A 23,140-nucleotide genomic window follows, 5' to 3' on the forward strand; every position below is an offset into this window, starting at 1 on the left:
GGGGTGGGGGGCCTCAGGCTCAGTCGAGCATCACGGCTGCGCCGCGGTCTTTCGCCATCACGCGCCCGATTGACGCAAGAAGCTGTTGCAAGGCGACTGGCTTCATAATGACATCATCAGCGGCAACCGCCTCGCACCGCTCGCGAAGATCAGCAGATGTGTCGGCGGTGACGACGATAACGGGAAGCGAAGATTTGGGAGCGGACATGGCGCGCATATGCTCAATCGCGGTCAGACCATCCATACCGGGCATACGAATGTCCATAAGGACAAGGTCAAAATCCTGTTCCTCAATCGTGCGAAGACCGCTTTCGGCATCGGGTGCATCAACCATTGTCGCACCAGCAACGTCCAGCATATCGCGCACGACTTGCCGGTTCATCGCATTATCTTCGACATAGAGGATGTGCACTGAAAGCTCCGCTAATTCCCGTTTGGAAACTAACGAAAATTCATTCACAAAATGTTACAAGTGGCTAGGCAATCAGGCAGCGTTGGCGACGTCACTCTCGGTTTTTGGCGTGGTTTCAGAGGCATAGTACTCGTGAAGCGTGGCAACCAAAGCGTCTCCTGCGATTGGCTTGAGCAAGAGTTGGGAATGGTCAAGCTGGGTAATCTGCTCAATTGGAAGCCCGCTCTTGGGTGAGAAGAGGAGGGTGGTCGGAACGCCTGCCGCTTTAGCATGGGTCAATAGCTCACGCAGGTCTGCTAAAGTGGCCTCATCCTCACCCACACAGCCCGCATCAAGAACCACGTGATCCACAGCGTTTGCATCTATCGCCTCGATACAGGCTTTCGCATCGGACAGGCCTGTCATCGACTTGGCATGGGGTTCGATGAGCCCCATCAAGATGGCCTGCTTCATCGGATTGGCCTCAAGCAGCCCCATACGGCATTCGCTCAGGCTGGTGGGGCGCTCGTCATTTTTATTTGAAGGCGCTTCGACTTCGATCGCAGGCAGTATGACGCGGAAAGTTGACCCCTTTCCTACTTCGCTGCTGAGCTCCATACGACCGCCGAGTGCTGCGGTAAGGTTTTTGCAAATCGAAAGCCCAAGCCCTGTGCCGCTGAACTCGCGGGTTGTCGCATTATCGACCTGATGGAAGGCCTCGAATATTTTCGACTGTTGCTCAGCCGGGATGCCGATTCCGGTGTCAGCAACCTCGATAATCACATCGCCAGCTTCCTTGTCGTGCCACGCACGCAAGGAAATTGACCCCTCTCGGGTGAATTTCACCGCGTTTGACAGGAGGTTAAAGATAATCTGCCGCACGCGCCCGCCATCTGTTTCAATCAAGGCGGGCAGGTCACTTGTGTCTGACGCGAACTCGACGTTCTTTTCGCGCAGTTTGTCAGCCCACAGATACCCCGCGTCTTTGACGAGCGCTTCAATCGAGGTCGGAGACATTTCGATGCTCACCTCGCCGCTTTCCATCTTCGCCACATCGAGCAAATCATCGACAAGCGCCTTCATGGTTGAGCCTGCGCTTTGAATAAGCTTGACCCTCTTCATATTCGCATCGTCAAGCGCGCGGCTTGCGAGGAGAACCTGGGCGGTTCCCAATATCCCGTTCAGCGGGGTGCGGATTTCATGACTCGTCATAGCGAGGAAATCGGTCTTGGCTTTCAAGGCGTGCTCAAGATCTGCATTGACGAGGGTCAGTTCTTCGTTCGCAGCACGCACTTCATTGCGGCTGCGCCTGATGCTGAAGAATGCGGTAAGCGTGAGCGCCAGCACGATAGAAAGGGCCACGGCAATGCCGACAAAGGCCATTGTGCGAAATTCAGAGCGTTCGCGCTCTATCTGAATATCGCGCTCAAGCTGGCCTTGCTTCAATTGCGCAATGCGAAGGTTTTGGTTGGCGTAGTCAAATTCTGCAGCAAGCAGTTGAGAACTGGCCGATGAAACAAGATCGCGCGCCTGACCGTCGAGCCGCTGGAACGCACGCAGATGAGCAAGCGCCTTTGATGTCTGACCAATCTCTTCAAACACTCTGGCACCAAGTGCATGATATTCGCGAAAGAGCAGGTCTGTTTCGCTCAAGTCAGCGCCCGCAAAAGTTTGATCGAGCAATCGTGCGGCGCGGTTATTTTGCCCTCTTTCATAGGCAAGCCGGGCCTGAACGCCATATACGAAATCGCGCCAGTCTGCCGCCTCTCCGCTGCGAGCCAATGACAGGGCGCGCGCAGTTGTGCGCTCGGCAGAGGCCAGCTTGCCCTGTTCAATTTGCACTAATGCCAGATTGGACAATATCCGCGTTTCGAGAAGCGGGCTCCCAAGTTCGCGCGCGGCCGCAATCGCAAGCTCATATTCGCGCTCAGCATCGCCGTAGCGTTCGAGCATCTTGTAAGTTTCGCCAAGATTGTTGTGGTTGCCCAAACGAAATCCCGGATCGTCGTTATATATCTCAACGGCTTGTTCGTAATATTTGAGCGTACGTTGATAGTCGCCCGCCTCCCAATAAATCTGGCCAAGATCGTTGAGCGCGATGGCCTGACTGCGCTTGATGCCAGCCCTGCGGTAGATTTCGTGAGCCGCCTGATAATCAGTAAGCGCATCCTGAACATTGCCAGACAAAGCTCGAACCGCGCCGCGCGAGCGCAAGACATCGCCGTTCAGCTTGGTCCCGGGGGCAGCCTTTTTAACAAGGGCGAGCGCTTCGGTTGCGATGTCGCCGGCCTCATCAAGGCGATTAAGGCCAATGAGCGATTCCGCTTTGAGCCACAAAGCGGTTGCACGATTTTGATCGCGCTCGTCGTCAGATTGTTTTTGTGCCAATTCCAGCGCCTCTTGCGAGAACACAAGAGCAGCTTCGGGATCGGCCATCATAGTGTCCATCGCCGCTTCGATGGCTGTATCGAATGCAGTGGGCCCATCCTGTACGCCCGATTGTGCCGAAAGCGGCGCCAAGCCAGTGACCGACGCAAGCATTAGCAGAAAGGAGGCGAAGAGTGATCTCATTACCTCCTGCCTTAAAGTAGCGCAGTTAACAAACGACCAACTTGCTTTACCCGTTTTCAGCCAACTTAGCCCCCGTAATCGGGATGCTTTGCCTTGAGAGAACGTGTTCAGAAAGCGAGGCGGAATTTGACCCCGCCAAGGTAATCGGAAGTTTCCTGACTGAAATTGGCACTTGGGCGAAGTTCAGCGCGGCCAAACAGGCTCACCTCACCCTGCGCCTTCATAACTGGCGCAGCGTAATAGCCTTCTGCCACAAAGCGGCGTTGCTGGCCGTCTGCAATGTCGAAACGCTCGGTGATGACACCCTTTTCGCCTGTTGTGCGATCCACCACGGCAACCAGCTCGGCTTCAATTTCACCGCGTTCGAGCTTAAGCGGCTGTGCCACTGTCATACGCAGGCTGTCGCCGCTGCCTAATACGCCCTGTTTGGCGACGCCCAGTTGGAATGCGCTGGAAAGGGCACCTTGCACCCGCAAGTTCGCGTAGTCTGAACCGGTGCTGCGCGATCCGGTGGCAGAGCCAAAGACACTCACGCCTTCGCCAAGGTTGAAATCAGCGGCGAGGGTAACGCCAGTCGAACGCGCACCATTGCCAAAGTCGCTCTCCTCAACCGAGCGCACGCCAAACAATGCGTCCTGCTCATCAAGCATGGTGAAGGCGAGCGAGATCCGGGAGGCGCTCGAAAGGTCGTAGTCGAGGCGCATTGTGGTCGCCGTTGAACGATAATCGCCGCGGTCCTCAAGAAATTCGCGCTGCTCAAGGCCAAAGTCCTCGCGCGCGATCCTCTCTTCGATACCGCCATCGCGATTGGTAACGGCGAGACTGAAGTTCAAACCATCTACCAATGTAGCGCGGGCAGAGACGTGTGACCCGCCAGCGGCAAAGCCGAGAAGCGGGTTCGCGCCGCCGGTCACTGGATTGTAATCAGAGCGCAGGCCAAGATTGCGTTGGCCACCCAACAAAGCCGAACTGTCGCCTTGACCAAAGGCAAAGCCAAATGCGCCATCAGGAGCGTTGATCTGAACCGTGCTTTCCAGCTGAGGTTGAAGCAATTGCCGATCACCGACGACCGTGTTGAGACGCCCGCTCATGGAGAAACTCCAACCGTCGCCAAACGGCACCGCAGGGGTCTGGTTCATGTCCGAAAAGCCGGTGGTAAAACCGCTTCCAGCGCCATTATCGCCCATCCACTGTACAAAACGGTGGTACATGAATTCCTGCATGGTCTGACCATTGACCGCAGTGTTGAACAAGCGGGTAGAGAGCGGGATGAGGAAATCGCGATCGCTTTTGAGGAGGTCTTCAAAAGCGACAAAGTACATATCATCGGCGCTCCACGATGATTGGAAGCCGTCTTTCAGCAGGTCCTTGCTCTTTTCGGACTTTTTCGCCTGCCCGTTTTCATCAGCGAGGTAATATTTCAAATCGTTGAAATCGAGCGCGGATTGGGCTGCTTCGATATTCAGCATTCCCCAGCCATAAACAGGATCGACCCCCGGTTCGCCAAGGTCTTGGGCGCTTTCGAGGATGGCTTTAGCCACATCATTCGGGTGGTTTTTGAGCCATGGCCAGCGCTCCTGGATGAGGGCAACGGCCCCGGAAACCAGCGGCGCAGCGAACGAGGTGCCCGATGCGCGGGTGACGCCGTCTTGCCCATCGGAGACAAGGATTTGCTCCCCCGGAGCCACCAGGAAGCGATACATCAGCGGACCAGCTTCTTTGAGATAATCAGATTTCTTGTACCAGTTTTTATCAACCTTGCCGCAATCGCCTTTCTTGTCGAGCAGGCAAGCCTCACCCGGACGGTTGGAAAAGCCTGAAATTTCGCCAAACGGATCAACGGAGCCCACGACAATGAACGTCGTATCAAGCGCGCCTTCAAAATCGACATCTTGTGTCTGGGTAATCCCGTCATTGCCCGCTGCAATCACATAGACGGTATTGTCACGGTATTTCTCAACCGCCTTGTCGTCGAACAGATCGCGCCATTCACTTGGCAAGGTGTAGCCTGAGACACCCAGCGAGAGGTTAACGACGCTCGCGCCGGCTTCACCCACAGCGACGATACCGGATTGCACATCTTCCCAGCTTGCGGTGAATGTCTCATCGAAAGGGTTGTAGCCTGCAATGGTGGCTCCGGGTGCAATACCCATAACGCCTCGGCCATCGTGGGAAGATACCAGCAGACTTGAGACGGCTGCGCCGTGATCATTGTCGATATTCTGATAACCGCCGGAATAAACCGTCTTTGAATTCACATCAGCGTCGGCAGGTGCGAAGAAATCGAGCACACCGATCGTCGTATTGTCGCCAGCGCCCTGGATTTGCGTGACCGCCGGGGTCCAATTGACCGCATTCATCCAATGGTCGACCTGATCCATTCCTGAAAAGTTCAACAGGTTGTCGTGCCACGCGATCAGGAACGCCTGACGTGTCCACGCATCCCATTCGCGGATGCTGGTCAGGTCGTTGGGATCAAGGTTCCATTTGGCAAAGAAATCATCAGCAAAGCCTTCTTCAAAACTTTGGCCGGTTTGTGAGAGGATCTCGTCTTCCCACTGCGCTTTACCGCTTGAGATCAGATGTGTGATCCCCGCTTCGAAATCTGCTGGATTGCCGCTTTCCCACGAGGCGAGGAGAGCATTGGCTTGCACGTAGAAATCCTCTGTGAAGATGCGGATACGGCCCGCCTTGGGATCAAGCTCGCCTTGTTCAGGGGTCAGGTCACCCCAAAAGATGCGGATGTTGCCTTTGAACGGGTCGATATCGTCCTCAAAGATGCGGATACGACCGCCCATGGCGTCGATGTCACCTTCAAAGATACGAATGCGACCGCCCATGGAATCGACATTGCCATCAAATATGCGGATGCGTCCGCCAAACGGATCGAAGGTCACGTCGGGCGATTGTTGCTCAGCTTCGACCGCTTCGCTTTGGTCGGCAACCTGGTCTGCGTCACCGCCAGACGCGAGCGCGGGCTGCGAAGCCAAGGCGATCGCGGCTGCCGCTGTGCCAACCATGGCACCTGTTTTGCACCTGAACCTCTTCATTTTCGATTCCTCGTGGGACGCGAGCCGATTCGCATCCAATATGGAGTGAAAATGCAGGATGAGGGCTTTTCAGCTTCGTAACGTGGTGGGTTAACTTGACCTTACTGAAAACCCTGTGAACCTTTGCTAATCTATGCGCAGGTTATGGCTTCATCACGCGTCGCGGAAGAAGGGAAACTTCTGGATTCATTACAGATTTGAGCTTTTCTTCGTCCGAGAGGAACTCGATCAGGGCGCTTAACGGCATGGGTCTGGCGATGAAGAAACCTTGCAGCAAATCACAACCCATAACTTTTAACAAAGCCAATTGGGTCGCGTCTTCAATCCCTTCAGCGGTGACCTTCAACCCCAGAGCATGAGCCAATTCGATGGTCGAGCGAACGATCATCGGATCTCTGTGAGAGCTGGTGAGGTCTTTGATGAACTCACGGTCGATCTTAAGCTCTTGCGCGGGCATTTGTTTAAGATAGCTCAGGGATGACAACCCTGTCCCATAATCATCAATCGCAATTTGTGCTCCGGCGGCGCGGTAGAGTTCAAGGTTTGCAAGAGCGTGCTGCGTATTTTCGATAATTGCAGTTTCAGTGATTTCGATCCCGACCTTGCCGCACGCGCCCTTGATCACGTCAATCGCCTTCAGCGTGAACTCACTGTCGGAAATGAGCGAGGCGGACAGATTGATGAACGTCGTTACACCAATGCCTTGATCGATCAATTCGAGCTGATCTTCGACCGCTTGCTTCATTGTCCACAAGGTGAGTTCTTCGATGATGTCCGATTGCTCGGCTGCCGCAATAATGTCACTGATCGATTTGCTGCGCAGCTTGCTATCATCAAAACGAAGGAGCGCTTCGGCAGAGCCAAAGCACTGTTGGCGCAAATTCAATTTCGGCTGATATGCCAAATGGGTCAGCCCATTGCGCAGCGCGGACCTTGCTGATGATGCAATATGCGATGACTCAGTCTTACCGCTGGCTGCACTTGCTGTCCCCGGCTGTGACCTTTTCAAAGCCTTGGTTCGATCTTCTTTCCCGGAGCTCTCAAGGGTGGGGGAGGTTTTTTGACGCTTATCCTCTCTCGATGGCACCTCATGTGCGTCATAGGTCAGGCGCGCCGCAAACCAACCCGCAAGCGCGGCGGCGGCAATCAGGACACAGACAAGCACGAAAAGAGAATAGGACATCGTTTTTGCCCTAGCGCTGAAAACTCAAATTTTTCCTAAGGCTGTGTCCTCATCAATTTCGCGGTATTGCCGCTGGCGCGCAATGAAGTAGCGCGCCAAACCTATCACTGATGGTATCAGTGCAGGTTGGGATGATTTATCAGGGAATGAAACTTGAGTGGCGGACAGTCAGGGATTCGAACCCTGGAAGGGCTTGCACCCTTGCCGGTTTTCAAGACCGGTGCATTCAACCACTCTGCCAACTGTCCGCTTGGGGGATGCTCGCTAACGATGTAGTTTGATTCTGTCACCCCTCCTTTTCATTTATGGAGCGAAAATCCTTGGCCCAAGGTACACATGATTTCGAAGCTGACCCGCGCAATGATGCAATCTTTATCAATGTAAACGGTGAACTGGTCCCGCGCGCCGAGGCGAGTGTCTCAGTATTCGACAGCGGCTTTATGCTCGGCGATGGCGTGTGGGAGGGTTTGCGCCTCCATCGCGGCAAAATTGCCTTTCTCGATGCGCATCTGGACCGCCTTTATGAAGGCGCAAAAGCGATTGCGATGGATATCGGCCTGACGCGCTCAGAGCTTACAGATCGCATTGACGCAACAATCGACGGCAACTCTATGCGCGATGAAGAAGGCGTGCATATCCGACTGATGGTGACACGAGGCATTCGCTCAACTCCCTATCAAGACCCGCGCGTTGTGATTTCGCCTGCAACCATTGTGATCATTCCCGAATACAAAACCCCGCTGCCCAGTACGATAGAAATCGGAATCCGGCTGTTTACCGTGCACGTCAGACGAGGGGATCCTGCGGTTCAGGATCAGAAGCTGAATTCACACTCCAAGATCAACTGCATCACCGCTTGTATTCAGGCTACTGAGGCAGGTGCGGATGAGGCTTTGATGCTCGATCCTCATGGATTTGTTGCGACCTGCAATTCCACCCATTTCTTCATCGTTCGCAAAGGTGAAGTATGGACATCAAGTGGAGATTATTGCCTTGGCGGCATAACGCGCAGCAATGTCATTCAGGTGTGCCGCGAGGCTGGCATCCCGGTGTATGAGAAGAATTTTTCTCTCACCGATGTTTACGGAGCGGATGAGGCCTTTGTGACTGGAACCTTCGCAGGCGTGGTTCCGGTGACCAAGATCGATGGCCGCGCTATGACGCCTTCGCGTGGCCCTATGGTGGAGCGCTTGCAGAGCCTTTACCGCGAGCTAATGGACAGGGATGTCGCATGAGTGAGACAATCCGGATTGCGATGTGGTCGGGACCGCGCAACCTCTCAACCGCAATGATGCGCAGCTTTTCCTCGCGCGCGGACACGTTCGTCAGTGATGAGCCGTTTTACGGCGCTTACCTGAAGACAACCCGCGACCCGCAGCCGATGATCGATGAAATTATCGCCGATATGGATTGCGATTGGGAAAGCGTGAAAAACGCTCAGAACGGTGATGCGCCCGATGGCAGTGCGATATGGTATCAAAAACATATGCCGCACCATATGGAAGGCCCGGTGAGTATACTGGATTTTCCCGAAACACGGCACGCTTTCCTGATCCGCGACCCCATCCGTGTCGCCGCGAGCTATGCGAACAAACGAACAGAGATCCGGCCTGAGCACCTCGGAATCACCCGTCAGCGAGCGTATTTTGAACTGTTGGCGGACAAGGCCGGACAAGCGCCCCCTGTGATTGATAGCTATGACATCTTGCTCGACCCAGCAAAGTCTCTCAAAAATCTGTGCCAAGCCCTTGGAATACCTTGGGACACGGCCATGCTCTCGTGGGAAAGGGGCCCTCACAAACAGGATGGTATCTGGGGTTCGCATTGGTACGACAAAGTCAATGCCTCGACAGGTTTCGGTAAGCCGCCCGGAGCAATGCCGCAGCTCGATGCTGATTTCCAGGACGTCGCTGAAGAGTGCAGAGACGACTATGAATTTCTTACCCGCTTTGCGATCAAAGGTGACTAACTTCGGGGCAAACCGATATTCTGGTCATGGCCTATTCAATCATAAGACAATACAACCACATCATGAAGCATAGCACACTGTCCTCATTCGCCCTTTTTGCCGCTGCCGTTATTGGTGTGGGAGCGATCTCGCAAATCGCTCCGAGCGCCCCTGCCAATGCGCAAGTCGCCGCGCGCGATGGTATCGCGTTTGACGCCTATCTGGAACAGATCAAGGCAAAGGCCCGCGCGCGGGGCGTGTCGGAATGGACCATCCAACGCATGACATCAGGGCTTACGCCTAATCCGACCGTTATCCGCCTGGATCAGGGACAGCCGGGCACTCCTACGCGCCGTGGCTATCCCGACCTTGCACCATACATTGCAAAGCACGTGAACCCGACGCGGATCGGTACCGGGCGTCAGGTTTACCGCGCCAACAACGGCATTTTGCGCGCGGTTGAGCGTGAATATGGTGTGCCGGGCGAAATCATCATCGCAATCTTTGGGCACGAGACAAGCTATGGCCGTATTCGTGGCAATTTCGACCTTTCGCGCAGCCTTGCAACACTCGCTTGGGAAGGACGCCGTCGTGAGCTTTTCGAAGGCGAATGGCTCGCTTTGATGCAGGTTGCAGATAAAGGGTATTCGCGTGACGAATTGGTGGGAAGCTATGCGGGGGCGTTTGGCAATCCGCAGTTCTTACCCTCTGTTTATTTGCGGCTCGCAACAGATGGCGACGGCGATGGCCGCGCAAACATATTCTCCAACCGCGCCGATACTTTTGCATCCATCGCCAACTACTTTCGCGATGCGGGATGGCGTACGGGACAGCCCTGGGGCGTTCGCGCCTATGTCCCATCCGGATTTAATGTAGACGCTTACAGAACGAAGCTTCAGGCACCTGTTTGTCCGCGCGTTCACGAACGGCATAGCCAATGGAAAACAGTCGCCGAATGGCGCGCGCTCGGCGTTCAACCGCAACGTCCGCTACCTGACGACACACTCACATCGTTGTTTCAGCCGGATGGTCCGGGAAAGCCTGCGTGGCTTCTCACAGGCAATTACCGCGTCATACTCGAATACAATTGCTCGAACTATTACGCGATGAGCGTCGGGCTTTTGGCTGATGAAATCGTGAACTAGGCGCGCTCCGGCACTCGCATCACCGTGATCTTGGGCCTATAGATGGCGTCGTGAGAACACGTTACCCTTTCAATCTGGCGCTGGAGTGGGCCTTGACGGCCATCGCATTGTTGGCGGTGCCGTATGCCGCATCCGCACAAGGCACTGCGCCCGTTCCACCCAAAGCAGAAGTGCCAATCGCCCTTTTGGTCGATGTGACAAGCAATCAAGTGCTTTATGCCCGCGAGGCAGAGCGCCGTTTCGTGCCCGCTTCGATCACCAAGGTTATGACGCTTTATCATGCCTTCGAGCTGATAGACGAAGGCTCCCTTACGCCTTCGCAGCGGTTTCAAATGCGCGAAGAAACATGGGCCGAATGGCACCGCCAGGGCTCGACCATGTTCATCCCGAATGGGGCGAAAGTGGCAGTAAGCGACCTGCTTATGGGCATCGCCAATGTTTCAGCCAACGACGGAGCGATCGCCCTTGCTGAAGGGCAAGCGGGCACGGTCAATGCGTGGCTTGACGCAATGAATAGCCGCGCGCGGGCGCTCGGTATGACAAATAGCCACTTTGGAACGCCAAATGGATGGCCCGATGAGGGGCGCACCTTTACAACAGCCAATGATCTCGTGCGGCTCGCCAAAGCGCTCACAGAGCGCCATCCGGACAAGGTTAAGCGTTACATCGGCCAGCCCGGATTCCGGTTTAACGACATTGCGCAAAGCAATCGCGATCCGATGATTGGGCGCGTTAAAGGCGCGGATGGTATCAAGACAGGTTTCACAAGCGAGGCGGGCCTTGGATACCTTGGTACGGCCAAACGCAACGGACAGCGATTGGTTGTCGTCATCGCAGGAGCGAATAAGGAAAGCACGCGAGGCGAAGCGGCACGGAATCTGATTGAATGGGGCTTCGCACAGTTCGACAGGAACAAAGTGGTGGAAAGCGGCCAATTGGTTGGCAAAGCACGCGTCCAAAACGGGGCCGCCAGCTGGGTCGATTTGCAAACTTCCGGGCCGGTATATGTCAATTTACCCAGAGTGGAAGGCAGTGCAGTCACGATGTCGATTGCCTATGATGGTCCGCTCCATGCCCCCATCACAGCCGGAAAGAGGGTGGCGACACTCCTCGTGACCGTGCCCGGGCTGGAACCTGCTCGCATTCCCCTCGTAGCATCTCAAGACGTTGCAAAAGCAGGGTTCTTCACTCGCATCTGGAATGGCTTTATGGGGTGGTTCGTATGACCTCCAAGATGTCTCGTGGCAGGTTTATCGCCCTTGAAGGGGGGGAGGGAACGGGCAAATCAACTCAAGGGCGCTTGCTCGCTGAGACTCTTCGCGCTCAACATGACCTTAAAGTGACCACAACCCGCGAACCGGGGGGCACACCAGGCGCCGAAGCTATCCGTGAACTTCTTCTCAATCCTCCCGGTGATGGTTGGAATGCACAAAGCGAAGCGCTGCTTTTCGCAGCAGCGCGCGCGGATCATGTTGCGCGGCTGATCCTCCCTGCTCTTGATGCCGGAGAATGGATCATCTGTGACCGATTTGTCGATTCAAGCCGGGCTTATCAGGGTGGGGCAGGGGGCCTTGGAGACGAAGCCATCCGTGCACTGCACGAATTTGGCAGCAATGGCCTTCGTCCTGATTGTACACTCTTGCTCGAAGTGGATGATGATGCGCGGCGAGAGCGCCTGAGCGCACGCGATGGTGATGTCAGCGATGCGATTGGTGGGCGAAGTGCGCAATATCATAATGCTGTTGCCGCCAGCTTTCGTGAGCTAGCCGAAGCCGACCCTCAAGGGTTTGTGCTCATTGACGGATCGGGCACAGCGCAAGACGTGCATTGCCGTATAATGGACGCTCTTGCCCCCTTGCTGAAAGGCGCAATGCGTTGAGCGAACCGTCCGTCTTCACTTGGCCGAACCATCAAGATGCCTGGCACCAATGGCGCAGCGCGATGACGAGCGCGCGAATGCACCACGGCTGGATCCTTGCGGGCAAAAAGGGGCTTGGTAAGCAGGATTTTGCGCTAGCGGCGGCACGTGAGTTGGTAGCGCAGGAGGGCGTCGCACAGCCTCAAGGTGAGCACCCCGATATTCTGACCGTGACCTACGGTCCCAAAGACAAAAAGGCGATTGCAGCACAGGAAGCCGGCAAGCCGTTTGAACTGGCGCGCAGCATCCGCATTGCTCAAATCCGGGAAATGCAGCGCCGCCTGACTGTTCGCCCAACGCTGGGATCGAGACGCGTGGTCATCATCAGCCCCGCCGATGATATGGAACGCGCGACTTCCAACGCCTTGCTCAAAAGCCTGGAGGAGCCGCCCGAAGGCACGTACTTCCTGCTGGTCACACATAGCCCATCGCGCCTGCTGCCTACGATCCGCTCACGCTGCCGGGTACTTAGGTTCCCCGGGCTCACAGATGCAGAGCTTCGAGAAATGCTGCAAAATGCTGGGCAAGAAGGCGACCACTCTGCTGCGATTGAGGCAGCAGAGGGATCCTTTGGCGCGGCGCTCCAGTTTGCGCAGCAGGATTTACAACCTGTCGCCAATCAAATAACCCGCCTTTTGGTCGATGGAGACAGGGACTTGGGCGGGCGAACGGCCCTTGCAAAGATCATTGGCCCGCGTCCGGATAAAGACCGGATGGCAGCGATGTTTGAATTGGCACTCTCCATAGTCGCACAGCGAGCAAGGGCCAGCGATGACTCACGCGAACGCGCCGCTTTGATCGATGTTTACACCGAACTATCGACCCTCGCGGCCCAGGCTCCAGCTTACAATTTCGACAATGGATTACTTTGCCTTGAAATCGGCACCTTGCTCTGTCGTCCAAGCGAGGCTAGCGAGCACGCCCATGGCTGAACCCTTCTATATTACCACTGCGATCAATTACCCCAATGGCCGCCCGCACATCGGTCATGCCTATGAGGGTATTGCTGCCGATGTCATCGCTCGCTTTCAACGTATGCGTGGGCGCGAGGTGCGTTTTCAAACAGGGACCGATGAGCATGGGCTAAAGATGGCCCGCAAAGCTGAGGAACAGGGCCGCACTCCGCGCGAGCTTGCCGACGAAATGTCAGGCTATTTTCAGGAAATGGATAAAGCGCTCAACATCAGTTTTGACCGTTTTATCAGGACAGTAGAGCCCGATCATCACAAAGCGAGCCAAGCAATCTGGCAGCGAATGGAAGAGGCTGGCGACCTTTATCTTGATCGCTACGAAGGCTGGTATTCAGTCAGAGACGAAGCGTATTATGATGAAAGCGAGTTGGTCGAGGGCGAGGGGGATGATAAGCTCTCACCTCATGGGACGCCGGTAGAATGGACGGTCGAGGAAAGCTGGTTTTTCCGCCTCTCAAAGTATCAAGAGCCGCTGCTTGAGCTGCTGAAAACGCCGGGTTTTCTTGAGCCTGCAAGCCGTCGTAATGAGATGATCGCTTTTGTCGAAGGGGGCCTTCGCGATCTTTCGGTCAGCCGCACCAGTTTCGATTGGGGCGTGAAAGTTCCGGGTTCAGATACTCATGTAATGTATGTCTGGGTTGATGCGCTGACCAACTACCTCACAGGGCTCGGCTTTCCCGATGAAACCGAAAACATGGTCAAGTTCTGGCCCGCTGACCTCCATTTGATCGGCAAGGACATTGTCCGATTTCACACGATTTACTGGCCCGCATTCTTGATGAGCGCAAAGCTTCCAGTGCCGAAAAAAGTGTTTGGTCACGGGTTCTTGCTCAACAAAGGTCAGAAAGAATCAAAGTCGCTGGGCAATGTCACCGACCCGCTCGAACTCGCTGAACAATTCGGTGTCGACGCGCTCCGCTACTTCCTCATCCGCGAGGTGTCGTTCGGCAAGGACGGCTCTTATTCACCTGAAGCTATCATTGAGCGTTCGAACGGCGAATTGGGTAATGCATTTGGTAACCTTGCGCAGCGCACTCTCGGCTTCATCGCGAAGAATCTCGAAGGCAAGCTTCCTCAGGTTAACGGTCACACCGACGCCGACAATGCATTGTTCGCCGAGGTTAAAAAGGCGGTTTCGACCGACGTACCCGAGGCGTTCGAGAAACTGGAGCTTCAACAAGGCGTCGAAGCCTGGTTGAAAGCGGTTTTCGCCTGTAACGCTTACATCGATGCGGAGGCCCCCTGGGCACTGCGCAAAACCGATCCTGAGCGGATGGAAACGGTTCTCGCCACGCTCTATGTCTGCATTGCGCAGCTTGGGATCGCAATTCAGCCTGTGATCCCCGCAAGTGCGACAAAACTCCTTGATATGATGGGTGTTCCATCAGATTGCCGGAGTTACGATGGCGTACTTTCGCAGTGGTATTCGGCTCTGGCGAGCAGTGGTTTCCAGATTGAGAAGCCAACGCCTCTCTTCCCGCGCCTTGAGCTGCCCGAAACGGCCGAAGGGTAGGGCGAATGCTGGTCGATAGCCACTGCCATCTTGAGTACAAAGGGCTGGTCGAAGGTCAGGCCGGTGTTCTGGAACGGGCGCGCGAGGCAGGGGTGGGGGCCTTCCTCAATATCTCCACCAAACGCGCGGAATGGGAACAGGTTGTTGCGACCGCCAACCGTGAAAGCGATGTCTTTGCGAGCGTTGGCATCCATCCTCATGCCGCCGACGACCACAAAGATTTGGAGCGCGCCGAATTACTCGCTGCGACAGAGAACCCGCGTGTGATCGGGATCGGTGAAACTGGGTTGGATTATTTCTACGAATATTCCGACCGACAGGTTCAGGCCAAGCTCTTCCGAATGCATATCGACGTTGCGCGGCAAACCGGACTGCCTGTCATCATTCACACGCGCGATGCGGAGGATGACACCTATGAAATCCTTTCCGATGAAATGGAGAAGGGCGCGTTTCCAGCGCTCATCCATTGCTTCACCGCGTCAGCCGATTTCGGTCGCAAGGTGCTCGATCTTGGTCTCACAATCTCGATTTCGGGAATCGTAACTTTCAAGAACGCCAAGGACTTACAAGCCGCTGCTATCGAAGTGCCTGAGGGTCGCCTTTTGGTCGAAACAGACAGCCCGTTCCTTGCGCCCGTGCCGCACCGGGGAAAGTCGTGTGAGCCCGCCTTCGTCGCTGATACTGCACGCTTTTTATCTGAGCTACGCGGCACCGATCCCGAGCGCTTGGCTGCGCAAACCACGGCAAACTTCTTCAAGCTTTTTTCAAAGGCTGCCCTGTGAAGTTCGTGATGCTCGGCTCTGGCACATCGACGGGTGTGCCGCGTGTCGGTGGACCTGATGGCACGGGCGACTGGGGCGATTGCGATCCGAATGAACCGCGAAACCGCAGAACGCGGGTTTCCATCGCTATTGAAAGCGACGCTGGCTCACGTATTCTGATTGACACGAGTTCGGATTGTCGAGCACAGCTTTTGGCCAACAAAATCAACCGATTGGATGCGGTTTTTTGGACGCATGATCACGCGGATCATTGTCACGGGATCGATGACCTGCGGGTGCTCCGCTATGGGCGCGGCGGCCCAATTCCAGCTTACGCCCACACTGAAACCGTGCGGCGACTGCGGCAGAGGTTTGGTTATGTCTTTGCCAATCAGGACGGCTATCCCGATATTTGCAGCATCTCGACGCTTGAACACTTGCGGATCGTTGCCGGCTTTGGTGTCGAATGGTGTCAGATGGAACATGGACCTGGAGAAACGACGGGCTATCGCTTCGATGCGGATGGCAAGTCGATTGCTTACGCGACTGATTTTTCATCAATTTCAGATGAAATGATCGATACGTTTGACGGCGTCGACATCCTCGTATGTGACTGCCTGCGCCGCGAACCGCATCCGACGCACGCCCATTTGGCGATGGCGATCGAGCTGGGAGAACGCACGGGAGCTAAACAGCTGGTCCTTAGCCATCTCGACAAGAGCATGGATTATCGCACATTATGTGATGAAGTACCGGACTTTGTGACCGTCGGATATGATGGCTTGGAGATGGTGGCATGAGTGAAGGCTCCATAATTTCAATCGTCGCACTGCTGGGTTGGCTCATTCTGGCTGGCAGCGCGCTAGCGAGTTTCCGCATGGGATGGGGCAAAATGGTGCGGCTGGCATTGATTTGGCTCGCAGTCTTCGTTGGACTGTTCCTGATCGCAGACCTGATGGGGGCGACGCTCCCTAACTGAGGCCACCTTCAATTTAACATAATATATATTATCATTCTGATATGCAGGTAGATCAATTACCCTGATGGCCAGCCAAAACCAGTCCCCTCAAATTGACCGATTGCTCAAAATCATGGCGCGCCTGCGTGATCCTGTGCGCGGCTGTGAATGGGATACCGCGCAAACCTTTGAAACGATCGCGCCTTATACCATCGAAGAAGCTTACGAAGTCGCAGATGCCATCGAACGCAAGGACATGGCGGAACTCAAATCTGAACTCGGCGATCTCTTGCTTCAGGTGGTCTTCCATTCACAAATGGCGGCTGAGGCTGACGAATTCACGTTTGACGACGTCGCGCGCTCGATCAGCGACAAGATGGAACGCCGCCACCCGCACATATTCGGCGATGAAGCCGGGACGATGACAAACCAGCGTTGGGAAGACATCAAAGCGGCCGAACGCGGTGATGCGGGTTCAGCCAGTGCATTGGACGGCGTGGCAAAAGCGCTTCCAGCATTGATGCGCTCAGACAAACTGCAAAAACGCGCGGCGCGGGTCGGCTTTGAATGGCACGATGTAAAAGGCCCGAAGGAAAAGCTGGAAGAAGAGCTTGAGGAATTGGCCACTGCAAGCGACGAAGAGCGGCTGATGGAGGCTGGCGATGTCTTGTTCGTCGCGGTCAATATCGTTCGACGTTACGGCGTCGACCCAGAAGCCGCACTCAAGGCGTCAAACTCCAAATTCGAACGCCGTTTCAAGAAGATGGAGGAGCTAGCTATGGCCGACGGCGAAGATTTCGCCACCCTCTCTCTTGATGAGCAAGAGGCGTATTGGCAGAAAGTCAAAGGCTTAGAAAAGGCCCAAGGTTAGGCCTTCAAAGCGTTGAATATTGGCCCATCTCTTTGGGATTGAGGCGCACCGTAATGCGGCGAAGAGGGCCCTGCTCCCCTTCCCCTGCATCTTCATCGACCAAAACCTCGCCATGAGCATGAAGCCAGGCGATGCGGCGCCCATCAGACACAGGAAGCGTGACGGTGACCTCGCTCGCTTTCTCAGTGAGTATTTCTGCAATCTGCGCCTGAAATGCCTCTAATCCTGTCCCTTTGGCGGCAGAGACAAGTACGGCACCCTGCCCCACAGCAGCCTCTTCAAGCTCCGCTTTGCGCTCGTCTTCCAGAAGATCTGCCTTGTTCCACACCTCAAGGATTGGAATATCGCTGTGCCCGGTTTCACCGTCCACAACTTCGAGATCGGCCAAGACTTCCATCACCTGCTTTTTCTGTGCGGCGTGGGCAGGATTGGCCATATCGCGCACGTGACAAATGATGTCCGCTCCGGTCACCTCCTCAAGCGTTGCACGAAATGCGGCGACCAGCTGGGTCGGCAAATCAGAAATGAAGCCCACTGTATCTGATAAGATAGCTTTCTCGACACCTGGCAAGCTGATCGCACGCATCGTTGGGTCGAGAGTTGCGAAAAGCAAATCCTCCGCCATGACCTCAGCGCCGGTTAAGTGGTTGAAAAGCGTTGATTTACCTGCATTGGTATAGCCCACGAGCGCAATCACAGGCCAAGGCGCCCTGCCCCGTCGCTCGCGGTGCAATGCGCGGGTCTTGCGCACCTGCTCAAGCTCGCGGCGGAGGCGTCCCATACGCTGACGGATCATGCGCCGGTCAGCCTCGATCTGGGTTTCGCCGGGCCCGCCCAAAAAGCCAAAGCCACCCCTCTGCCTTTCGAGGTGGGTCCAGCTTCTTACAAGCCGGCTTTGCTGATAGTCGAGATGCGCCAGTTCGACCTGCAGCCGCCCTTCGGCCGTCGCTGCTCGCTCACCAAATATCTCGAGGATCAGGCCGGTGCGATCAATGACTTTGCGTTTGAGTTTGTCTTCAAGATTGCGCTGCTGGATCGGAGTGAGCGCCCCATCGACAATTACCAACTCACAATCATGCTGCTCACAGGCGATCTTGATGTTCTCGACCTGCCCAGACCCAAACAAGGTGTTGGGTTGCATCTGGCGAACGGGCAGCACTTGAGAGTGCGCGATGATCACACCGATCGCCAGCGCAAGTCCCTCTGCTTCTGCCAGTCTCTCCTGCGCATCAAGGTCGTAGGAGAAGCTCTTAACATCAGGGCATAGGATAAGTGAACGCGCCCCGCGCGTCACTTCGTCCATCAAGGTTTCGTCAAAGCTCAGTAGTCGCTCTCAAAATCGTCGTCCTCACCCTCGTAGTCGGGGTCATCGGACAGGTCGACCGGGCTGGCAGGCTGAATGGTCGATACCGCGTGTTTGTAAGCAAGCTGGACCGCGCCATCGCGTTCGAGCAGCATACAAAACAGATCAAAGGCAGCGATCCTACCTTGCAGCATAACCCCATTCACAAGGAACATGGTCACTTCAACTTGAGAAGCGCTCACGCGGCTGAGAAACACGTCCTGAAGCAGGCGTTGCTTTCCCGAACCGTTGCGACTGCCAAATTGTTCGGCATCGACAGTTCCGCCAGGCATGATGGTCGAAATTGCGTGTTTGTAAACAAGCTGGGATTGACCATCGCGGCGCAAAAGTATCGAGAAATTATCAAACCATGTGACAATCCCTTGAAGTTTCACGCCTTTGACCAGAAACATCGTCACTGGTGTTTTGTTCTTGCGCAGCAGGTTGAGAAAAGCGTCTTGCAGATTGCCCTGCTGTTTTGCGTTACCCCCCGAGGAACGCGCAGCTGGTGCTGGAGACGGTTTTGATCGAGGGCGGGGAGAGAGAGTTCGCCCAGTGGACATATTATGCTCCTATTATTGGCGGTCGCCATTACGATCCGCAGTCGCGCTCCAACTCATAAAAGAGGGAAGTTGCAGCTCTAAGTCATAATGGCAACTCAAGGCCAAAGCTGCAATGGTTGAGATGCACTAGCTGACAAAATAGACGACCCCTTGCACCCGCTAGGCTGTCTATTTTTTCTCAATCTCACGCCTGTCTGCCATTCCCAAAAGCTTCAATTTGCGATGGAGCGCTGAGCGTTCCATCCCGATAAATGTCGCAGTTTTCGAGATATTTCCTGAAAAACGCCGGATTTGAATCGTGAGATATTCGCGCTCAAATGTTTCACGTGCTTCGCGCAAGGGCACGCCCATCATTGCGGTCAAGCCCTCGCCCGAACTGGCAAGCCGACCACCAGTGATCTCAGCGGGAAGCATATCGGGCTCGACCACTTTAAGCCGGTCGCGCGGGGTCATGATAATTGTCCTTTCGACCACATTTCGCAGCTGGCGCACATTGCCAGGCCAGTCATAAGCCTGAAGCGCAGCCATGGCTTCCTGACTTATTTCGGGCGGAGCAATGCCCTGCTCGCTCGAATAGCGCGCAAAGAATTGATTGGTGAGCGTCGGGATGTCATCGCGCCGCTCAGCGAGCGACGGGATCGTAACAGGCACGACATTTAGGCGGTAGAAAAGGTCTTCGCGAAACCGCTTTTCCTCCATCTCCACAGCCAGATCACGCGACGTCGAAGAGACAACCCGCACATCGACACCGATCTGGCGAGAACCCCCTACCCGCACAAAGGATTGTTCAGTCAGAACCCGCAGGATGCGCGCCTGTGTCGAGAGGGGCATATCAGCCACTTCGTCAAGGTAAAGTGTACCGCCATCAGCCAGTTCAAACAGCCCCGGCTTGATCTGTTTGCCGTCAACCTCTTCACCGAACAGCTCCTGTTCAAAGCGTTCTGGGGTGATGCGGGCGGAATTGACGAGAACAAAGGCATTATCGGCGCGATTGCTCCAGCTATGCAGCATTCGCGCAGCAACTTCTTTGCCGGCCCCGGCAGGCCCAGAGATCATCACGCGGCTGCCAGTGTTGGCAACCCGCTTCAATGTCGCGCGCACCGTGTTGATGGCGGGTGAATTGCCCGTGAATTCAGGGTGGCCAAAATTCATCTCGCGAAGCTGGGTGTTTTCACGCCGAAGTCGCTCTGTTTCCGTCGCGCGTTCAACCAGAAGCAACAAGCGCTCGGCTTCAAATGGCTTTTCGATAAAATCCATCGCCCCGCGACCGACAGCCGAAACCGCTGTGTCAATATTGCCGTGGCCTGAGAAGATAATCACTGGCAGGTCCGGTTCGCGCGCTTTGATGGCGTCGAGTGTTTCAAGCCCGTCCAATTCGCTGCCGTGAAGCCACACGTCTAGCAGGACGAGGCTGGGGCGGCGTTCGTCTACGGCCGCAAGCGCCCCGGTGGAATCGGCAGCGGTGCGACATTCATATCCCTCATCTCCAAGCACTCCGGCGACAAGCTCGCGAATATCGCGTTCATCATCAACAATCAGGATATCAAGCGCCATGCGCATCTCCGTGGGGAAGTCTTGTTTTTAAAGGAAAAGCAAAAGAAAAGTGCTGCATCATTGGGGGATTGATCATTGCGCCTCACCCTCCTCTGGGTGTGGTGAACGTGCAAAGCGCAAGGTGACCCGTGCGCCCCCATCAGATGCGCTGGCAAAACTCATGTCGCCGCCATGTTCATCAACGATCTTGTTAACGATGGCGAGGCCAAGCCCGGTGCCCTTCTCTCTGGTTGTCACATAAGGCTCGAGAATGCGTTCGCGATCTGTGGGCAGGCCAATTCCGTTATCCGCAACGATAACCGCTATCCGTTCGCCATCATCGGTAAGGCTGACCTCAATTCTCCCGCGATAGTCGGCCGCGGCCTTTCCCGCCCGCGCTTCGACCGCCTCGACAGCGTTCTTGAGAACATTGGTCATGGCCTGACCCAATTGATGGCGATCGCATTGGATGTGGCGTTCAGTGAGGTTTGATGCACTCAGCTCGAAATCAATCTGGGGATGAGCGACTTCCTGCAAAAACATCGCTTGGCGAACCAGATCAAGCGCGTCTTCTGCGCGAAATACTGGTTTGGGAAGGCGCGCGAAGGAGGAAAACTCGTCCACCATCTTGCGCAAATCACCGACTTGGCGAACGATCGTGCTGGTAAGCTCATCAAACAGTTCGCCGTCTGCGGGCTCTACCTGCTTGCGATAACGGCGCTTCAACCGCTCTGTCGCAAGCTGGATCGGGGTCAGCGGGTTCTTGATCTCATGCGCGATCCGTCGTGCGACATCAGACCAGGCCGCCTGACGTTGATCGAGCAATTGGCGCGTGATGTCTTCGAAGGTGATCACAAAGCCGCTGGTGCCCGGCGCAACCGTGACAGCGAGAGTAAAAAACTCACCCTTATGTTCATGGCTGACAATGGCGCGTTCCTTGCCATCGCTTATCACCTGCGCAATTTCGCCAGACAATGCCGCGAGCGGCTGCCCCTCTGCTTGGGCATCGTCTTCCTCGCACAGCAAATTTTGCGCGGTGCCGTTCATCAACAGAACGCGCATATCCTTATCGACCGATACAACCCCTGCGGTCACGGATTGTAGAACCGCTTCCATAAAGGCACGGCGTTCGTCGATCTGCTTATTGGCATTGACCAGAGCATCGGTCTGCTTTTCAAGCTGCGACGTCATCCGGTTGAATGCCCGGTTCAAAAGCCCGATTTCGTCTCCGCCGGAGCGCCCCTCGACTCGCATTGAAAAATTGCCCTGCCCCACTTTGTTTGCAGCGCCGATCAACTCGGTGAGAGGCTCGACCTGACGGTCGGCAAAACGAAGCGCGAACCATACGGCCAATCCCACAAGGATAAGGCTCATCGCAACGAGAGCTATATTGAAGCGCAGTTGCAGGACGCGTGCTTCGACAGTGAGGGTTTCATAGGCGGTGCCAATCGCCTGAGCCCGCTCCCACGAGTTGAACATCGTCTCTTCGGTCGTGCGCGCATTATACAGGTATATCCCGCTTTCCCGGTCGATTGGCGCAATCGCGGCAATCCGTTCAGAGCTGCCTTCAACCACGACAAATTCGCCTTGATCCAAAGCAGGCAAAGCAGCCGTGCTGAAGGCAAGCGGACTGTTATCCTCCATCAGGTTCATGATCGCCGCTGTGCGAAGGCTGCCATCGCTCAGGCGTTGAAGGATGGCGCTTTCGCTGATCTCGCGTCCCTGAGCCTGAAAGGCGTAAAAATCAGGGAAGTCTGGATCTGTAATCGGCACACGGCGCAATATCTCACCCATGTCGACGGCCATGGTGATCGTGTTTTGCTGAACATCGCGCTGGTTTGCGTCATAGTAACTTTGCGCGAGCGCATTGGCGTTTTCCAAAAGCCCGCGCGATTCATCAGAAAACCAGAAGGCAACGCCAGTCTGGAACAGGAAAGCGGCAAAACCTGCAACCAGAAGAGTTGGGACTGCGGCGACTATGGAGAAAAAGAACACAAGCCTCACATGGAGCCGCGCGGTGCTTCCGGCCGCCCGGCGCAAGGCCATTCTGCGACCGATAAGCACAAGGATGGACATTGCCGGAACAAGCACGGCCACCAAAAGAAGAGACACTTGCAGCGACGGCAAGGCACCCGATTTTTCAGGGGTATTGGCGTAGGCGAGATAGTTGGCAAGCAATGCCAAGAGCAAAGCCGCCACAGAAAGCCATTCGAGCCCACGAAAGAGGTTCGCGCGGCCCGAAGCCTGAAAGAATTCGCGCCACCACGATATTCCCCTTTGCGCCGCCCTCGCAGACGCATTGTGTTCGCTGGCCATGTCTGGATCAGCTTTAGGAGAGGCAATTCCATCCATCGTTGCGCTGTTACAACAGGTAGTGTTGTAAATAAGCAAGCCTAAAGTTGCTGATCTGTCGCAAATGGAG

Annotated in this window: 19 protein-coding genes and 1 tRNA gene; 11 read left to right on the forward strand and 9 right to left on the reverse strand. The window is 55.4% G+C overall.

Annotation, left to right across the window (positions count from 1 at the left end; translation table 11 throughout):
- Nucleotides 1-19: 19 nt before the first annotated feature.
- The 5 genes from INR77_RS10040 to INR77_RS10060 all read right to left on the reverse strand — a co-directional run bounded on the left by INR77_RS10040 (nt 20) and on the right by INR77_RS10060 (nt 7,443).
- A complete protein-coding gene (locus tag INR77_RS10040) occupies nt 20-412 on the reverse strand; it encodes a response regulator (RefSeq protein WP_223070931.1) in 393 nt (130 codons plus the stop codon).
- A gap of 72 nt (nt 413-484) precedes the next feature.
- Nucleotides 485-2,962 carry an ATP-binding protein gene (locus tag INR77_RS10045; protein ID WP_223070932.1) on the reverse strand — a complete coding sequence of 826 codons (2,478 nt, stop codon included), beginning with the start codon at nt 2,960-2,962 and terminating at the stop codon, nt 485-487.
- A 107-nt stretch (nt 2,963-3,069) separates the two neighbouring features.
- Nucleotides 3,070-6,012 carry a S8 family peptidase gene (locus INR77_RS10050; protein WP_223070933.1) on the reverse strand — a complete coding sequence of 981 codons (2,943 nt, stop codon included), beginning with the start codon at nt 6,010-6,012 and terminating at the stop codon, nt 3,070-3,072.
- A gap of 142 nt (nt 6,013-6,154) precedes the next feature.
- Nucleotides 6,155-7,195: an EAL domain-containing protein gene (locus tag INR77_RS10055; RefSeq protein ID WP_223070934.1), complete on the reverse strand. Its 1,041-nt coding sequence runs from the start codon at nt 7,193-7,195 to the stop codon at nt 6,155-6,157.
- A gap of 158 nt (nt 7,196-7,353) precedes the next feature.
- Nucleotides 7,354-7,443: transfer RNA gene (locus tag INR77_RS10060), tRNA-Ser, on the reverse strand.
- Between the two features lie 72 nt (nt 7,444-7,515).
- Between INR77_RS10060 and INR77_RS10065 the strand changes: the two genes are divergently transcribed.
- The 11 genes from INR77_RS10065 (at nt 7,516) to mazG (ending at nt 17,280) form a co-directional block, all read left to right on the forward strand.
- Entirely contained in the window at nt 7,516-8,430 is a 915-nt protein-coding gene (locus INR77_RS10065; RefSeq protein WP_255573728.1) for an aminotransferase class IV, read from the forward strand.
- Complete coding sequence (locus INR77_RS10070; protein ID WP_223070936.1) at nt 8,427-9,164, forward strand: sulfotransferase; 738 nt, start codon at nt 8,427-8,429, stop codon at nt 9,162-9,164. Before INR77_RS10065 ends, INR77_RS10070 begins: the two co-directional genes overlap by 4 nt.
- A gap of 62 nt (nt 9,165-9,226) precedes the next feature.
- Nucleotides 9,227-10,288: a lytic transglycosylase domain-containing protein gene (locus INR77_RS10075; RefSeq protein ID WP_223070937.1), complete on the forward strand. Its 1,062-nt coding sequence runs from the start codon at nt 9,227-9,229 to the stop codon at nt 10,286-10,288.
- A 50-nt stretch (nt 10,289-10,338) separates the two neighbouring features.
- Nucleotides 10,339-11,514 carry a D-alanyl-D-alanine carboxypeptidase family protein gene (locus INR77_RS10080; protein WP_255573729.1) on the forward strand — a complete coding sequence of 392 codons (1,176 nt, stop codon included), beginning with the start codon at nt 10,339-10,341 and terminating at the stop codon, nt 11,512-11,514.
- A gap of 8 nt (nt 11,515-11,522) precedes the next feature.
- Complete coding sequence (tmk, locus tag INR77_RS10085; RefSeq protein WP_223073512.1) at nt 11,523-12,167, forward strand: dTMP kinase; 645 nt, start codon at nt 11,523-11,525, stop codon at nt 12,165-12,167.
- Nucleotides 12,164-13,138 carry a DNA polymerase III subunit gene (locus INR77_RS10090; RefSeq protein WP_255573730.1) on the forward strand — a complete coding sequence of 325 codons (975 nt, stop codon included), beginning with the start codon at nt 12,164-12,166 and terminating at the stop codon, nt 13,136-13,138. The genes tmk and INR77_RS10090 overlap by 4 nt, the downstream gene beginning before the upstream one ends.
- Nucleotides 13,131-14,690 carry a methionine--tRNA ligase gene (metG, locus tag INR77_RS10095; protein WP_223070938.1) on the forward strand — a complete coding sequence of 520 codons (1,560 nt, stop codon included), beginning with the start codon at nt 13,131-13,133 and terminating at the stop codon, nt 14,688-14,690. Before INR77_RS10090 ends, metG begins: the two co-directional genes overlap by 8 nt.
- A gap of 5 nt (nt 14,691-14,695) precedes the next feature.
- On the forward strand, nt 14,696-15,472 hold the full coding sequence (locus INR77_RS10100; RefSeq protein WP_223070939.1) for a TatD family hydrolase: 777 nt from the start codon (nt 14,696-14,698) through the stop codon (nt 15,470-15,472).
- Entirely contained in the window at nt 15,469-16,251 is a 783-nt protein-coding gene (locus tag INR77_RS10105; protein ID WP_223070940.1) for an MBL fold metallo-hydrolase, read from the forward strand. Before INR77_RS10100 ends, INR77_RS10105 begins: the two co-directional genes overlap by 4 nt.
- The gene (locus tag INR77_RS10110) at nt 16,248-16,430 is read left to right on the forward strand and encodes a hypothetical protein (protein WP_223070941.1); all 183 of its coding nucleotides are present in this window, start codon (nt 16,248-16,250) and stop codon (nt 16,428-16,430) included. Before INR77_RS10105 ends, INR77_RS10110 begins: the two co-directional genes overlap by 4 nt.
- A 64-nt stretch (nt 16,431-16,494) precedes the next feature.
- The gene (gene mazG / locus INR77_RS10115; RefSeq protein ID WP_223070942.1) at nt 16,495-17,280 is read left to right on the forward strand and encodes a nucleoside triphosphate pyrophosphohydrolase; all 786 of its coding nucleotides are present in this window, start codon (nt 16,495-16,497) and stop codon (nt 17,278-17,280) included.
- Nucleotides 17,281-17,284: 4 nt separating this feature from the next.
- On the opposite strand, the gene hflX is transcribed toward mazG, so the two are convergent.
- The 4 genes from hflX to INR77_RS10135 all read right to left on the reverse strand — a co-directional run bounded on the left by hflX (nt 17,285) and on the right by INR77_RS10135 (nt 23,034).
- Complete coding sequence (gene hflX / locus INR77_RS10120) at nt 17,285-18,583, reverse strand: GTPase HflX (protein WP_223070943.1); 1,299 nt, start codon at nt 18,581-18,583, stop codon at nt 17,285-17,287.
- Nucleotides 18,584-18,600: 17 nt separating this feature from the next.
- Complete coding sequence (gene hfq, locus INR77_RS10125) at nt 18,601-19,185, reverse strand: RNA chaperone Hfq (RefSeq protein WP_223070944.1); 585 nt, start codon at nt 19,183-19,185, stop codon at nt 18,601-18,603.
- A 168-nt stretch (nt 19,186-19,353) separates the two neighbouring features.
- Nucleotides 19,354-20,739, reverse strand: coding sequence for a sigma-54 dependent transcriptional regulator (locus INR77_RS10130; RefSeq protein ID WP_223070945.1), 1,386 nt, complete (start codon nt 20,737-20,739; stop codon nt 19,354-19,356).
- Nucleotides 20,740-20,811: 72 nt separating this feature from the next.
- Entirely contained in the window at nt 20,812-23,034 is a 2,223-nt protein-coding gene (locus tag INR77_RS10135; protein ID WP_223070946.1) for an ATP-binding protein, read from the reverse strand.
- Nucleotides 23,035-23,140: the final 106 nt, after the last annotated feature.

The sequence above is a fragment of the Erythrobacter sp. SCSIO 43205 genome, assembly GCF_019904235.1.
GTDB lineage: Bacteria > Pseudomonadota > Alphaproteobacteria > Sphingomonadales > Sphingomonadaceae > Erythrobacter.

Bases quoted from the DNA above. Each gene is read 5' to 3' on its own strand.
- hflX (WP_223070943.1), bottom strand. From the start codon at position 18,583: ATGGACGAAGTGACGCGCGGGGCGCGTTCACTTATCCTATGCCCTGAT.
- metG (WP_223070938.1), top strand. From the start codon at position 13,131: ATGGCTGAACCCTTCTATATTACCACTGCGATCAATTACCCCAATGGC.
- INR77_RS10070 (WP_223070936.1), top strand. From the start codon at position 8,427: ATGAGTGAGACAATCCGGATTGCGATGTGGTCGGGACCGCGCAACCTC.
- INR77_RS10055 (WP_223070934.1), bottom strand. From the start codon at position 7,195: ATGTCCTATTCTCTTTTCGTGCTTGTCTGTGTCCTGATTGCCGCCGCC.
- INR77_RS10110 (WP_223070941.1), top strand. From the start codon at position 16,248: ATGAGTGAAGGCTCCATAATTTCAATCGTCGCACTGCTGGGTTGGCTC.
- INR77_RS10130 (WP_223070945.1), bottom strand. From the start codon at position 20,739: ATGGCGCTTGATATCCTGATTGTTGATGATGAACGCGATATTCGCGAG.
- INR77_RS10045 (WP_223070932.1), bottom strand. From the start codon at position 2,962: ATGAGATCACTCTTCGCCTCCTTTCTGCTAATGCTTGCGTCGGTCACT.
- hfq (WP_223070944.1), bottom strand. From the start codon at position 19,185: ATGTCCACTGGGCGAACTCTCTCTCCCCGCCCTCGATCAAAACCGTCT.
- tmk (WP_223073512.1), top strand. From the start codon at position 11,523: ATGTCTCGTGGCAGGTTTATCGCCCTTGAAGGGGGGGAGGGAACGGGC.
- INR77_RS10050 (WP_223070933.1), bottom strand. From the start codon at position 6,012: ATGAAGAGGTTCAGGTGCAAAACAGGTGCCATGGTTGGCACAGCGGCA.
- INR77_RS10100 (WP_223070939.1), top strand. From the start codon at position 14,696: ATGCTGGTCGATAGCCACTGCCATCTTGAGTACAAAGGGCTGGTCGAA.
- INR77_RS10075 (WP_223070937.1), top strand. From the start codon at position 9,227: ATGAAGCATAGCACACTGTCCTCATTCGCCCTTTTTGCCGCTGCCGTT.
- mazG (WP_223070942.1), top strand. From the start codon at position 16,495: ATGGCCAGCCAAAACCAGTCCCCTCAAATTGACCGATTGCTCAAAATC.
- INR77_RS10135 (WP_223070946.1), bottom strand. From the start codon at position 23,034: ATGGCCAGCGAACACAATGCGTCTGCGAGGGCGGCGCAAAGGGGAATA.